The organism is Marinobacter halotolerans (assembly GCF_008795985.1).
GTDB classification, from domain to species: Bacteria; Pseudomonadota; Gammaproteobacteria; order Pseudomonadales; family Oleiphilaceae; genus Marinobacter; species Marinobacter halotolerans.
In genome coordinates this window covers 717,988-730,798 of sequence record NZ_VMHP01000001.1, presented here as the reverse complement: position 1 = coordinate 730,798, position 12,811 = coordinate 717,988, and the positions used below count along the sequence as shown (strand labels likewise).

General features: G+C 57.9%; 13 protein-coding genes. 7 read left to right on the top strand and 6 right to left on the bottom strand.

Annotated elements, in window-relative coordinates:
• Positions 1-261: 261 nt before the first annotated feature.
• Positions 262-2,553 (bottom strand): nitric-oxide reductase large subunit, encoded by a 2,292-nt coding sequence (locus FPL19_RS03450; protein ID WP_150910628.1) that lies wholly within the window; start codon positions 2,551-2,553, stop codon positions 262-264.
• A gap of 186 nt (positions 2,554-2,739) precedes the next feature.
• Here FPL19_RS03450 and FPL19_RS03445 point away from each other — a divergent pair, with 186 nt between their 5' ends.
• The 5 genes from FPL19_RS03445 (at position 2,740) to FPL19_RS17515 (ending at position 5,100) form a co-directional block, all read left to right on the top strand.
• Complete coding sequence (locus tag FPL19_RS03445) at positions 2,740-2,955, top strand: hypothetical protein (RefSeq protein WP_150910626.1); 216 nt, start codon at positions 2,740-2,742, stop codon at positions 2,953-2,955.
• A gap of 107 nt (positions 2,956-3,062) precedes the next feature.
• Positions 3,063-3,398 (top strand): YbaN family protein, encoded by a 336-nt coding sequence (locus tag FPL19_RS03440; protein WP_225314276.1) that lies wholly within the window; start codon positions 3,063-3,065, stop codon positions 3,396-3,398.
• 24 nt (positions 3,399-3,422) lie between these two features.
• Positions 3,423-3,860 carry an RrF2 family transcriptional regulator gene (locus FPL19_RS03435; RefSeq protein ID WP_150910624.1) on the top strand — a complete coding sequence of 146 codons (438 nt, stop codon included), beginning with the start codon at positions 3,423-3,425 and terminating at the stop codon, positions 3,858-3,860.
• The gene (locus FPL19_RS03430; protein WP_150910623.1) at positions 3,860-4,816 is read left to right on the top strand and encodes a 7TMR-DISM family protein; all 957 of its coding nucleotides are present in this window, start codon (positions 3,860-3,862) and stop codon (positions 4,814-4,816) included. Before FPL19_RS03435 ends, FPL19_RS03430 begins: the two co-directional genes overlap by 1 nt.
• On the top strand, positions 4,711-5,100 hold the full coding sequence (locus tag FPL19_RS17515; RefSeq protein WP_225314371.1) for a GGDEF domain-containing protein: 390 nt from the start codon (positions 4,711-4,713) through the stop codon (positions 5,098-5,100). The genes FPL19_RS03430 and FPL19_RS17515 overlap by 106 nt, the downstream gene beginning before the upstream one ends.
• Before the next feature lie 21 nt (positions 5,101-5,121).
• Here the strand turns inward: FPL19_RS17515 and FPL19_RS03420 are convergent, their stop codons facing one another.
• Both FPL19_RS03420 and FPL19_RS03415 read right to left on the bottom strand, forming a co-directional pair.
• Positions 5,122-6,213 (bottom strand): fatty acid desaturase family protein, encoded by a 1,092-nt coding sequence (locus FPL19_RS03420; RefSeq protein ID WP_150910619.1) that lies wholly within the window; start codon positions 6,211-6,213, stop codon positions 5,122-5,124.
• A gap of 9 nt (positions 6,214-6,222) precedes the next feature.
• On the bottom strand, positions 6,223-7,326 hold the full coding sequence (locus FPL19_RS03415; protein WP_150910617.1) for a ferredoxin reductase: 1,104 nt from the start codon (positions 7,324-7,326) through the stop codon (positions 6,223-6,225).
• A 178-nt stretch (positions 7,327-7,504) separates the two neighbouring features.
• On the opposite strand from FPL19_RS03415, the gene FPL19_RS03410 reads away from it, so the two are divergent.
• On the top strand, positions 7,505-8,125 hold the full coding sequence (locus FPL19_RS03410) for a TetR family transcriptional regulator (protein ID WP_150910615.1): 621 nt from the start codon (positions 7,505-7,507) through the stop codon (positions 8,123-8,125).
• Here the strand turns inward: FPL19_RS03410 and FPL19_RS03405 are convergent.
• Together FPL19_RS03405 and FPL19_RS03400 are read right to left on the bottom strand one after the other, a co-directional pair.
• Positions 8,122-9,498 (bottom strand): GntP family permease, encoded by a 1,377-nt coding sequence (locus FPL19_RS03405; RefSeq protein WP_150910613.1) that lies wholly within the window; start codon positions 9,496-9,498, stop codon positions 8,122-8,124. The two genes, FPL19_RS03410 and FPL19_RS03405, sit on opposite strands and share 4 nt — an antisense overlap.
• 79 nt (positions 9,499-9,577) lie before the next feature.
• Positions 9,578-10,348: a class II aldolase/adducin family protein gene (locus FPL19_RS03400; protein WP_150910611.1), complete on the bottom strand. Its 771-nt coding sequence runs from the start codon at positions 10,346-10,348 to the stop codon at positions 9,578-9,580.
• A 180-nt stretch (positions 10,349-10,528) separates the two neighbouring features.
• Between FPL19_RS03400 and FPL19_RS03395 the strand changes: the two genes are divergently transcribed.
• A complete protein-coding gene (locus tag FPL19_RS03395) occupies positions 10,529-11,164 on the top strand; it encodes a Crp/Fnr family transcriptional regulator (protein WP_225314275.1) in 636 nt (211 codons plus the stop codon).
• Positions 11,165-11,166: 2 nt separating this feature from the next.
• Here FPL19_RS03395 and FPL19_RS03390 read toward each other — a convergent pair whose 3' ends face one another.
• On the bottom strand, positions 11,167-12,651 hold the full coding sequence (locus FPL19_RS03390) for a WS/DGAT/MGAT family O-acyltransferase (RefSeq protein ID WP_150910607.1): 1,485 nt from the start codon (positions 12,649-12,651) through the stop codon (positions 11,167-11,169).
• Positions 12,652-12,811 lie beyond the last annotated feature (160 nt).

Sequence of the window (12,811 nt, the reverse complement as noted above, 5' to 3'; positions counted from 1 at the left end):
GACAGAAGTATGGCAAATCAGTCGCCTGAATCCGATACCCCTGCGGGAGTATTCCCGGCTATCTGCGCCCATCAACTCGGCTGAATAACAGGTCACAGTATGGTAGCCCATGGGCTGCTGGATCTCTGTTGTACTTTGGCAGAATATACTCGATCAGTTCTTTATTGGATGCCTGGGGCATCGGTTTCGCTATTACTGTCATGTTAGCACTCCACGTTTGATTTGGTAGTAGCAGGCCTTCCCTGGCCCCGGTTGCTGTGATCAGGCTTTAAGCTCGCTGACACCACCGTCGATAGAGGGTTCGTTGGAAACAGGTTCGAGATCCGGGAAGAACACTCCCTTTACGACCTGCCAGGCGACTGCCAGAGCGCCGATGATGAAGACGACGTCGCCGATGGTTCTGACCCAGCGCAGGGTTTGCAGGATATCGCTCTGCATGAAGGCTTCACTGCGCGCGTACCACAGGCCTTCGCTGGCGCTGGCCACGAACTGGATGATGCCTATGGGCAGCAAGCTGGTGAACAGCATCAGAACCAGACCGATGTTCAGCCACCAGAAGCCTACTCTCATCAGCCGCTCGTCGAAGACAATGCGGGGCCGGATGTAGCGCAGGATCATCAGCGCGAAGCCCAGGGCCAGGAAGCCGTACACACCGAACAACGCTGCGTGGGCGTGGGTGGGCGTGGTGTTCAGGCCCTGAATGTAATACAGCGCGATCGGCGGGTTGATCATGAATCCGAGTACACCGGCGCCAAGCATGTTCCAGAAGGCAACCGCCACGAAGAAGGTCAGCGGCCAGCGGATGTTTTCCATCCAGGGTGCGCGGGATTTCAGACGCCAGTTCTCCCAGGCCTCGTAGCCAAGCACGACCAGCGGCACCACTTCCAGCGCGCTGAAGGTTGCTCCCACCGCCATCACCGGTGTGGTGGTGCCTGAGAAATACAGGTGGTGGAAGGTTCCCGGCACACCACCGAGCATGAACAGGCTGGCAGAGGCCAGGCTGGCGGATGTGGCGACGGTGCGGGACACCAGGCCCATGCTGCAGAAGATGAAGGCCAGTGCGGCGGTGGCGAACACTTCAAAGAAGCCTTCTACCCACAGGTGGACAATCCACCAGCGCCAGAATTCCATGATAGAGATGTGGGTGCGCTCACCGTAGAAGAAGCCGGCACCGTAGAACAGCCCGATAGCCACCACCGAGGCGGTCAGCAGAGCCAGCAGGTTCTTGTCGCCGGGCTGGCGCAGGGCAGGAACAATGCCACGAAGCATCAGCACCAGCCAGAACACGATGCCGAGGAATTTTCCAATCTGCCAGAGGCGGCCCAGGTCTACATACTCGTAACCCTGATGGCCCAGCATGAAGCTGAGGTTAGCCGGCATGATCTGGTTAATGGCCAGGAAGTTGCCAATAAAGGAACCGCCCACCACAGCCACCAGCGCCCAGAACAATATGTCGACACCCAGTTTCTGGAATTTCGGGTCCTTCCCGCCATTGATGATGGGAGCCAGGAAAAGGCCGGCGGCGAGGAAACCGGTGGCGATCCAGAACATGGCAGCCTGGATATGCCAGGTGCGCATCAGGGAGTAGGGGAACCACTCGGACGTGTTGAAGCCATAGAAACCCTGGCCCTCCACCGTATAGTGTGCAGTAAAGCCGCCGAGCATCACCTGGAAGGTAAACAGGCCAACGACCAGCACCAGATACTTGCCCAGGGCTTTCTGGGAAGGAGTGAGTCCAACGGAGCTTAGCGGATCACTGATCGGCGCTTCGGGTTCCTCATCTTCTTTGCGCAGGAAGGCCCAGGCCCAGATCAGGCCGCCGACTCCGGCAATCAGCAGTACCACACTGATTAATGACCAGACGACGTTTTCTCCGCTCGGTCTGTTGTCGATCAGTGGCTCATGGGGCCAGTTGTTGGTATAGGTGACATCGCTGTCCGGTCGTTCAGTGGCGGCGGCCCAGGCGGTCCAGAAGAAGAACTCGGTCATCTGCTCGCGTCGCTCGGCGCTGGGCAGTGTGTTTTCCTTCATGGCGTAGTTTTCGCGGGTGCCCCGAAGCTCCGGGGCATCGCTGAACAGCCGGCTGTAGTAGTCAGCGGTTTCGGCAATCGCCGCGACCCGTCGCTCCGAGAGCTTGAGAGTGCCGGTATTTTCATTATAGGTATTGCTGCGGTACTCCGACTTCAGATCGTACTGCAGCGCATTCTGTTGCTGACCGTTCAGGCTGTGCCAGTCCTGCCCGTATTCCTCGCGGGCGGCAATATCCAGCCAGTTCTCCAGTTCTCGGTGCAGCCAGTCGGCGGTCCAGTCGGGGGCCTGGTAGGCTCCGTGGCCCCAGATGGAACCCAGTTGCATGCCACCGACGGATTGCCAGGCAGTCTGCCCGTCGAGGATGCTTTCCTCGGTCATCAGGATGTCGCCGGTGGCAGATACCACCCGGTCAGGGATGGGTGGTGCGGCACGGTAGACTTCCGCACCAAAGTATCCGAGCAACGTGAAGGTAACCCCCACGATGGCGATTAGTAGAAACCAGAGTCGTCGGTATCTGGTCATGGCAAGCTCCTTATCGATTTAAAGATGGAAAAATAATATATCTTTAAATTGGAAGCTGTAAACAAATAGTTTGGCCGATACGAGGGGGTAATACTCTGTAGGTAGGTATGCGATCCGGGCTCTTGACCGCCACGTGATTCGCCCCTAACATAAACATGTAAATCTAATAAATGTTATGGGTGATGTATGGAACGCTTTCTGTTTTACGCCAATTCAACCATGTTCTTCTCGGTGGTGGGGCTTGTGGTCACGGTGCTTTTGGCTTATCCCTTCGCAGACATGCTTGGCATGGGGTTGCAGGTCCTTGCCCATATCGGGACCTTGCTATTCGCCGTGGGTATCAAGATTGCGTATGTGGCAAGGCTGGTGTTTCTCAGTCGCCTGGGCAGACCTGTCCATTGAATACCGGTAAATTGGCAAGTCGTGGCTTTTTTGCCGCAGCTCGCAGCTTCCGGGAGGGTGTCCGGCGTTGTGTAAGAAGTGGGCGTTTCGGGAGAACCGGATGCCGGGTGCTTGCGTATATTTCCGGAATACTGGCATTGGTAGGAGTTGTTTTACCGTTGCTACCGACCACGCCATTCGTTTTGCTGGCTTGCTTTCTGGCCAGCAAAGGGTCGCCGGATTTTGCGGATTGGCTCGAGAGTCACCCCAGATTCGGCCCTGCCATTGAACAGTGGCGGGACCGGCGAGTGGTACCGCTGCAGGCCAAACTGCTGGCTTGTGGCATGATGGGTTCAAGTTGGTTGTTGCTGGTTTTTTTGGGGGCATCCGGCGTTGTGATAGTTGTATCCGGTATTATGCTTTTCAGCATCGGAATCTACCTGCTAACACGGCCGTCTTTTTGACTGTATTTACGACTGGAGCAGAGCATGCACATCACCCGTTACACCGACTATTCGCTTCGCGTACTGATTTACCTCGCTGTGCAGGATGACCGCCTGGCAACCATTCAGGAAATCGCCGACAGCTACGACATCTCTAAGAACCATCTTATGAAAGTTGTCCATCAGCTCAACAAGAAGGGCTACATTGAGACGGTCCGGGGCAAAAAAGGGGGGATGCGTCTGCACATGGCGCCTTCCGATATCAATGTAGGGGTCCTTGTGCGGGAGACCGAGCAGGACCTGAGCATTGTGGAGTGTTTTTCCTCGAAAAATGCCTGCAAGATCGCGCCGGTCTGTGGTCTCAAGGGGATGTTCAGTGAAGCGGTGGATGCCTTCCTCAAAGCCCTTGACCAGTACACGCTGGAAGATGTCATCCCGCCTGGTCACCGCTCCCAACTGTTGCGCCTGCTCCAGATTGCCTAGTGCCCCATCTGGGCGCGCCCGCCAGTGCAGATAGTCCATCGGCGGTTGTCCGGCCTGTTGTTCTGAACGAGGGCAGTGAGCGGGTCGACCTTTCCCGTCATTTCTCATATTACGAAGACGCCCGGGGGCAGTACGACATCCGGGAGATCATCGAGCAATGGTCTGTCCTTGCCAGCTTTGACCGCCCGGAAGAAGCGCTGAATTTCGGCTTTACCGACTCTGCCTACTGGTTCCATGCCAGAATCCACAACCTGAATGGGTCCTCGAGCGACTGGGTACTGGAGGGGCTGCATTCCATTATCGACCGGATGGACCTGTATATCGTTCGCTCAGACGGCGAGATCGAGGACTTTCAGGCCGGCGATGCAGTGGCCTTCGATAGCCGCGGGCGTAATCACCACAACATCAACTTTCGTTTTGATCTCGGTCAGGGCGAAGCGGCGGACCTGTATTTCCGGGTCACAACCTCGGGCGCGGTGCAGATGCCCATGACACTGTGGAGTGATCAGGCGTATACGGCAGCGGACCACCAGGAGCGCTTCGTTTTCGGGCTCTATTACGGTCTTTTGCTGTGCATGGCGATATTTAACCTGCTGATTTTCATGTCCACCAGGGACGCAAACTACCTCTGGTATGTGGCCTATATTGTTTTCTACGGTCTGCTTCAGTTCACCATAAATGGTCTTGCATTCGAGCATCTGTGGCCGGAACAGCCCTGGTGGAACAATCGTGCAATCTCGTTTTTCATTGCCCTGGGCACGTTCAGCATTCTCGGGTTCTCGCGCTCCTTCCTTCAGCTTCGGGACAATGTGCCCTGGCTGAACCGGATTGTTGTGGCGATGATGGCCATCTGGCCGGGGATGCCTGCCTGCGTCAGATTGCGCAGATCATTGCCGATGGGGTATCCCGCAGGGCGGATGTGGTCACCCGTTATGGCGGTGAGGAGTTTGCGGTGATACTACCGGACACCGATGCTGACGGTGCACGCAACCGGGCCGAGACGATCCGTCGCAGTATTGCCGAGGATTTGAACTTTCAATGGGATGGCGAGGCGATTACGGTCAGTGTCAGTGTTGGCGTTGCAACCGTGGCTCAGGGTGGGCGGGTGACGCCTGATGACATGATTGGCGCTGCCGACCGGGCACTTTACGAGGCAAAGCACACCGGGCGGAACCGGGTTGTGTTCCGGGAGTGTACCGGCGATTCCGCCTCCGAACCCTGGCCACTCAAAGCTGAGTAGCCAGGGCCGGATTGACGGGTATTACGCCACGGCGTTGTTGAATTCCGGAAGCAGTCGGGTCCGCAACCGGTCCGGCAGCGAAAAGCCGGCAATCCTCTTCAACACGGTTCCGTACTGCCGGGCAAAGCTTCCGGTGTTGTAGTGGATGCCGTATTTCCTGCACACCGCCTGAACCTGTTCGGAGATTTCCGGGTAACGGTGAGCCGGCAGGTCCGGAAAGATATGGTGTTCGATCTGGTAGCTCAGATGTCCGCTCAGCAGATGCACCCACCGGCTGCCGGTAAAGTTGCTTGAGCCGGTCAGCTGGCGCAGGTACCAGTGGCCTTTGCTTTCACCCTCACACTCTTCCTCACTGAAGGTTTCCGCGTCCTGAGTGAAGTGTCCGCAGAAAATCACGGTGGATGACCAGAGGTTGCGCATCAGGTTGGCGCTGATGTTCCCGGCCAGTACAACCGGTGCCACGGGCAGGGTCACCAGCGGAAAGAAAACGTAGTCTTTGAAGGCTTGCCTTCCGCCTTTGCGGAAAAATTCTTTCAGAAACGGGGTTTTTTCCTTCAGAGTGATTTCCCGGTTGCGTAGCCGCTCAAACTCCAGCTCATGCAGGCCGACGCCCCACTGAAAGAACACACTGAGCAGTACATAGTTGGCAAACTGCAGCAGGTGTGCCGGCCGCCATTTGTCATCCTCGCTCAGGCGTAGCAGGGCATAGCCATAGTCGCGATCTTTGCCAATAATGTTGGTGTAGGTGTGGTGCTCGTAGTTGTGGGTCCGGCGCCAGGAATCACCGCCACAGGCCGTATCCCATTCATAGGTCTGGGAGTTCAGTGACGGGTCGTTCATCCAGTCATACTGGCCGTGCATTACGTTGTGGCCGATTTCCATATTCTCGATGATTTTCGACAGCCCTAGCGCGGTGGTTGCGGCAAGAAACACCGGCGGAATAAAGCCGAACGGCATCATCACCCGGCCGCCCACTTCCAGGCTCCGGTGCAGGCGCACCACCTTGCCGATGTAGTTAGCATCTCGTTCGCCCAGGTCCGCGATAACCTGATCGCGAATCTGATCCAGATCCTGTTGGAGTTCGTTGAGCTGGCTTTCGTTTAACGTCTTCATAAAGCCTCCTTAAAGATCAATCGAAACCGCGCCGGCGGGCACGGAGACGCATAGCTGAATGGTTTCCTCGCCCTGGCCGGAGGTCTTTCCGGTCAGGCGGTTCACAACGGTGCCGCTGGTTTTCCGGCAGCTGCATTGATGGCAGATGCCCATGCGGCAGCCGTGTTTTGGTGAAAGTCCGGACGCTTCGGCAATATCCAGTATTGAGGCATCGCCAAGAGATTCGGTCTGTTTTCCGCTTTTGGCGAACTGCACCTGGCCGCCCAGATTGTCACCGTCCAGTTCCACAGTGGGCGCAGAAAAGCGGGTGCAATGAATCCGATCCTCGGGAATATTGCGCCGGTGCAGCAGGTCACCGGCCAGATCCATCAGGCCTTCAGGTCCGCACAGGAAACAGCGGCGTGCATTGAGCCCTGGAACCTGATTAAGCTGATGGTCGTTCAGACGTTGATCACTCCCGGCTTCCTCGGTGGTAAAGATTTTCAGGGCCAGTGCCGGCCAGTGTTGGGCAAGCGCTTCCAGGCGGTCCCGGGCAATGATGTCCTGATGTGTGCGTACGTAATAAAGCAGGGTGACCGGGGCGCGATAACCGTCCGCGGCCATGGTCTCCAGGTGGCTGAGCACCGGGGTAATTCCGCTGCCGCCGACAATATAGATAGCAGGCTCGGCCACGTCAGGAATGTCGAAATCACCGAATGCGTCGCTGACACTCAGGGTTGCGCCCGGCTCAAGGCATTCGTGCATCCAGCCGGTCACCTGCCCGCCCTGGATTCGCTTGACGGTGACGGCAATGGTGCCGTTTTGCCGCCACTGGGCCGGCGTGCCGGACAGGCTGAAGGTACGGGTGCGGCGCACACCGTTGATTTCCAGGGTCAGGGCAATGTGCTGGCCTGCCCGGAAGCCCTGCCAGCGGCCGGCGGGTTCGAGCACAAAAGTTTTCGTGTCCGGCGTTTCGTCAGTCACCGAAATGACACGGGCGCGAATGGTTTGCCGGGTCAGCAACGGATCGATGCGCTCCAGCAGCGGGTCAAAAAAGGCGGCCGGGTCCTCGCGATTGAAAAGCTGGCGTCCGAGCCAGTGCACTGCGCCGGATGTCTGAAGCTGAGCGAGCATGGTTGTCTCCTTTGCTCTTGTGTACAAGTGTTCACATATGTGTACGACTGTACACACAGCTATATGGCCAAGCAATCAGGCGATGAGCATTGGCCTTTAATGACAAGAAGCGGTTATTTTTGGTCCGGCTTTGTGTACACTCGTTTTTTTACGAAGGCGGCGTAGCGATCACGACTCAATGACCGATAGAAAACGGCCCAAGCCGGGCGAGACCCGGGGAAAACTGATGGAGGCGGCTCTGGCGCTGGTGGGTAAAGGCCGGCATTTTGCCAGCCTGGGTATTCGTGAAGTGACCCGTCAGGCCGGCGTGGTGCCGACATCCTTCTACCGGCATTTCCGGAATATGGACGACCTGGGGTTACAGCTGGTAGACGAGCTCGGGCTGGTGCTACGGCGAATGATGCGCGAAGCCCGGTCCAATGTGTTGCAGGCAGACAAGCTGATCGACGAGTCCGTCGGTATTTTTGTTACCCATGCCCAGAACAATCGCAGCTTCTTCATGTTCATGGCCCAGGGCCTGGCTGGTGAAAGCCGCGCGGTGCAGGAAGGTATCCGCAGCGAGATGCGCTACTTTGCCAGCGAGCTGGCCAATGACCTTCGTCGATTGCGGGTTGTCGATCACCTCAGCGATGCCGATCTGGACATGACCTGCGACCTGGTGGTTCGCAGTGTCGCCTTCAGCCTGACCGACCTGCTGGGTATTGAGCCGGACGATGATGTCCAGATCCAACAGGTGAGAAAGCGCACGGCGCGCTTTCTGCAACTGATCTTTGTGGGGGCGGCGAACTGGCAGCGCTAGACGACCGAGGCGACTCCAATAGCTACCAGCGTGGCAATAACAGGTATCGCCACCGTAACCACAAAAATATCCCTATAGGCTTCTTTGTGCTTGAGCCCCATGATGGTGAGCATGGCAATCACCGCGCCGCAGTGAGGTAGCGAATCCAGTCCGCCGGAACCCAGTGTGGCAATCCGGTGAAGGGTTTCCGGCTCGATGCCCATGGCCAGATACTGTTCGGCGAAGGTTTGCATGAATATCTGCAGTCCACCGGAGCCAGAGCCCACGATGGCTGACACCACGCTGACCGACGCCAGAGCTGATAGCAGCGGCGGTAGCGGCAGGGCAAGCACCCACTGGGCAAAGGCACTGAAGCCGTCGGTCTGGGTAACAACGCTGCCAAAACCGATCACCGCAGCGGTATTCAGCAGCGGCATGATGGCGTCATTCGCGCCCGCCCCCAGGCTCTCCATCGCATTCTTGCGGAAGTTGGCGAACAGCACCACGCAGCTCGCCGCACCGATGACCAGGGCAAAGCTGGGCCACAGAATGGGCTCGCTTCCGGCGAATTCCAGAAGACCTCCGATGACGGGTGATTCCCCATCAGCGATACCCAGGGCGGTGAGCAGCCGCGGCAGAATGATGGTCCCCAGTACCAGCGCCAGGGGCAGGATGCTGAGCTTCCAGGCAGGACCGTGTTGCAGTGCCGGCGCCAGGTTTTCCATGGCTCTGTCCTGTTCGTTCACCTGGTAGCCTTCGCCGTTGGCCCGGGCCCGGGTCCACTGTCTCTCCAGGTACACCATGCCCAGCACAAACATGACCGCCGCAGCCGTGAGGCCGATCAGCGCGCCCGCGAAAAGGCTGGTATCAAGAGCTGTGGCGGCAATTACGTTATGAATGGACGGTGTGCCAGGCAGGGCGGTCATGGTGAAGGTGCCAGCGCCCAGCGCGGTTGCACCGCAGAACAGCCGTTTTGGCAGGTTGGCTTCACGCATCAGTGCCACGCCCAGCGGGTACATGGTGAAGATCACCACGAAGACCACCACGCCGCCATAGGTCAGCAGCGCGCACACCAACATGGTGATCAGGATTGTCCGCTTGGCACCCAGACTTTTGGTGATGGCGCTGGCAATGGAGCCGGCCGCACCGCTGGATGCCATCATCTTGCCGAAGATGGCACCCGTAAGAAACAGCACAAAGAACTTGCCGGCGAAGCTGAATGCCCCCAGAGGCCCGAACGGAAAATGTTCAAGCAATGCGGTGGAGAACCCCATGCCGTTGGTGATGGCCACGACCAGGCTTGCCACCAGCGCTGCCACAAGAATGTTAACGCCCCGCAGGGCCATGACTATGAGCAATACCAATCCGGCTAGCAGCCCCAGATTTGCAAGCATATAAAACGTCCGTTAAGAGAGGATTTGCCGCCCGGGGGTCACAGGACCCCTCCGGCTTATTTACTCATTATGTGGCTACTCAGTCGCGGAAGCTGTTGTCGAGGCGGTCGAGTTTGCGTAGCAATCCCGGCCAGGCCAGGTGTCCACCAAGCCCTTTGGTAACCTGCTCTGCCTGTTGTTTCATAGTGTCCACAATGCCTTGCGGCACCGTGGTCAGCGGCCGGTTACCCGCCAGGGCCCGAACCTGGATCTCGCAGGAGCGCTGCAGGATGAACATGCTCAAAAACGCGTCGGCAATGCTTGCGCCGGTGGTCAGAAGGCCGTGATTGCGAAGAATCATGAAGTTGGCGTGGCCCAGATCTTTTTGCAGCCGGGCCTTTTCGTCTTCCCGTAATGCCACACCTTCATAGTCGTGGTAGGCCATGCTCGAGAGTGCGAAAAGGCTCTGCTGCGACAGTGGCAGCAGCCCTTCCTGTTGGGCCGACACCGCAATGCCGTCGGTGGTGTGCAGATGCATCACGCAGGCAGCGTCATCCCGCACCGCGTGGATGGCGCTGTGAATGGTGAAGCCGGCGGGGTTGATGTCGAAGTCGTCCGGGTTGATCTTGTTTCCTTCCTGATCGATCCGCACCAGGCTGGAGGCGGTGATTTCCTCGAACATCATGCCGTAGGGGTTGATCAGAAAATGGTGTTCGTCGCCGGGAATCCGGGCCGAGATATGGGTGAATACCAGGTCATCCCAGCCGTAGAGAGCAACCAGACGGTACGCGGCAGCAAGGTCTACCCGCAGTTGCCACTCCTGCTCACTGACTTCACCTTTTTTTGATGGAATAGACAGCAGGTTCGCCATGACACACCTCTTGTTATTGTGATGTTGATTGTTCGCGGCAGGTTTTCGCCCCGCATCTACAGTTAAGTCTAGGCGCGGGGAATCGGCCAGGAATGTCAATTGGTTTACACTTGACGAATGATAAGGATAAAAAGCGTACTTTCAGATTGCCCCATACTGACAGGGTTCCCACCCGAGGCGATGGACGAGCTGGCGGAGATCGGTCGTGTCCGGACATTCTCTGGCGGCGAACAGATTTACGAGCAGGGTGCGACCAGCACCACGCTCTGTGTGATCGCCCGGGGCGTGGTGCGGATCAGTTCTATCAATGCGGCGGGTCGCGAGGCCACGCTGATCATGTTCAGTGCCGGCGCCTGGTTCGGGGATGCGGTGTTCTCACCCGGCATGCCACGAGTCTACGGCGCCACAGCCCACGAACCGGTCACCCTGGTGGAATTGCCTGGTGACGGATTCCGCGCACTGATGAAACGCTATCCCCAATGCTACCCGGTGGTTCTGGATATGGTCAGTCGGCGCCTGTGGGCGGCCATGTCGATCATCGAGGATGATGCACTGCGGAATATTCCCACCCGCATCGGCAGGCGATTGCTGTTTCTGGCGCAGATCCAGGGTGACAGCGAGGCAAGCACACGTCCGGTGACCATCCGGATCACCCGCGAGCATATGGCCAATATGATGGGTATGACCCGCCAGGGCGTTCACAACTGGATCAAGGAGTTCGAGCGGGAAGGGCTGATCAGTCTGGCTTACGGCAGCATAACTCTGATCAACCCGGCGGCCCTGAGGGCCTATCTGGGCCGGGTTGATACAGGCTGATGTCAGCTTTTTGCGGCTGCTTTTTTCCGTGGTGCTGCCGGCTTTTTTGTCGTGCTGGCTTTTTTCTGGGCCGGTTTGCTGGCTTTCGGTTTGGGCGGCAGCAGCAGGCTTTCCAGCTCATCCAGAGCCTCGCCGGTGTAAACCGCGAGCTTCTGCATGCTGGGCAGGGTGTCCCGGCAACCGGTGTAGCCGAAGTTCAGCGAACCGGCATAGCTCAGGCAGGTAATGTTCAGTGCCCCGCCATGGGCAATCAGCGACACCGGATACATGGCTTCCAGTTTGGCACCCTGGAAATAGAGCGATTCCTGCGGCCCGGGCACATTGGAAATGGTGACGTTGAAGACGGGGCGCATTCGCCCGCCCATACCCGACATCAGCTGCAGAATGTAGGGCGACATCAGCAACATGGTGTACTGGGTCAGCGCCTTGCGGGGCAGCTTCTGCAGGTGCTCCTTGGCACTGCGGCTGGACTGTTTGATGTGCTGCAGGCGCACAATCGGGTCTTCCTGGTCGGTAGCCAGGGACGCAATCATGAAGCTGATCTGAGTACCTGTGCCCTGATCATCCGCCGGCCGGATGTTGACGGGAATGCCCGCTGTTAGGGGGATATCCGGCAGATTGTCGCTTTCCAGAAGGAAGCGACGCAGGGCTGTCCCGCACAGGTAAAGCACGATGTCATTCAGGGAGCCTTCAGCGGCATGAGCCACCTTCTTGATTCGGTCCAACTGATAATGCTGGGTCGCAAAGCGGCGTTGGGGGGTGACCCGGTGATTGAGTGCTGACATCGGCCCTGCAAAAGGCGCGGTCAGTCCTTCTTCCGGGTGGCGGACAGAGTTCACCAGACGGGTCATGGCCTTTGCCAGTCTCGGGGCCATATCCACCTGAAGTTTAAGGGCGTCCTTGGCCTGGGCGAGGGCCGCCGTCATGCTGGCTTCCTCGTCAGACTTGCTGGCCCGGGTGCGCTCGGGGCGGACCGCCCAGGGTGGCGGCATATCGGTATCTGCCGGGTCCTTGCTCAGCACCCGCTGCAACAGCCGTACGCCACTGATGCCGTCAATCAGCGAGTGATGCATCTTGGTGTAGAGCGCAAAACGGTTGTTTTCCAGACCCTCAATGATGTGGCACTCCCAGAGCGGGCGGGCAAAATCCAGAGGGTTGGAATGCAGGCGCGACACCAGAATACCCAGTTCTCTCTCACTGCCGGGGCGCGGGAGTGCTGAATGCCGTACGTGGTAATCCAGGTCGATCTTCTTGTCGACTTTCCAGGATGGCGCCAGTACGCGACCCAGGTAACCGGGGAAGGCAAGCTTGTAACACCAGGGCGGGGCAATTTCGCCGTCTGCTTTCATCTTTGTCAGCATGTCGCGAAGAAAGGTTTCCGGCGCGTTTTCCGGCAGTGAAAAAATCTGCAGATTCCCTACGTGCATTGGAGTGTCTTCCGACTCCACAGCAAGCCAGGATGCGTCCAGTGTTCCCAGGCGTTTCATTTGCGTTCCTCTTTACCGCTTGACGGTTATACGATTAGTGCTTTTGTAGGCCGCTTTTGAACCGCGGCCAACGGCTTTAGTTGTTGATCGCAAGTATACGCAAACCGCGCCCTGCAAACACGAGCATCGCCCCCAGACTCGATAACTTTTTCTTTGCTTT

What these genes read in the sequence shown, in the direction of transcription:
- FPL19_RS03405 (WP_150910613.1), bottom strand. Translation starts at nt 9,498, where the DNA reads ATGCTTGCAAATCTGGGGCTGCTAGCCGGATTGGTATTGCTCATAGTC.
- FPL19_RS03450 (WP_150910628.1), bottom strand. Translation starts at nt 2,553, where the DNA reads ATGACCAGATACCGACGACTCTGGTTTCTACTAATCGCCATCGTGGGG.
- FPL19_RS03445 (WP_150910626.1), top strand. Translation starts at nt 2,740, where the DNA reads ATGGAACGCTTTCTGTTTTACGCCAATTCAACCATGTTCTTCTCGGTG.
- FPL19_RS03395 (WP_225314275.1), top strand. Translation starts at nt 10,529, where the DNA reads ATGGACGAGCTGGCGGAGATCGGTCGTGTCCGGACATTCTCTGGCGGC.
- FPL19_RS03390 (WP_150910607.1), bottom strand. Translation starts at nt 12,651, where the DNA reads ATGAAACGCCTGGGAACACTGGACGCATCCTGGCTTGCTGTGGAGTCG.
- FPL19_RS03400 (WP_150910611.1), bottom strand. Translation starts at nt 10,348, where the DNA reads ATGGCGAACCTGCTGTCTATTCCATCAAAAAAAGGTGAAGTCAGTGAG.
- FPL19_RS03410 (WP_150910615.1), top strand. Translation starts at nt 7,505, where the DNA reads ATGACCGATAGAAAACGGCCCAAGCCGGGCGAGACCCGGGGAAAACTG.
- FPL19_RS03420 (WP_150910619.1), bottom strand. Translation starts at nt 6,213, where the DNA reads ATGAAGACGTTAAACGAAAGCCAGCTCAACGAACTCCAACAGGATCTG.
- FPL19_RS03435 (WP_150910624.1), top strand. Translation starts at nt 3,423, where the DNA reads ATGCACATCACCCGTTACACCGACTATTCGCTTCGCGTACTGATTTAC.
- FPL19_RS03415 (WP_150910617.1), bottom strand. Translation starts at nt 7,326, where the DNA reads ATGCTCGCTCAGCTTCAGACATCCGGCGCAGTGCACTGGCTCGGACGC.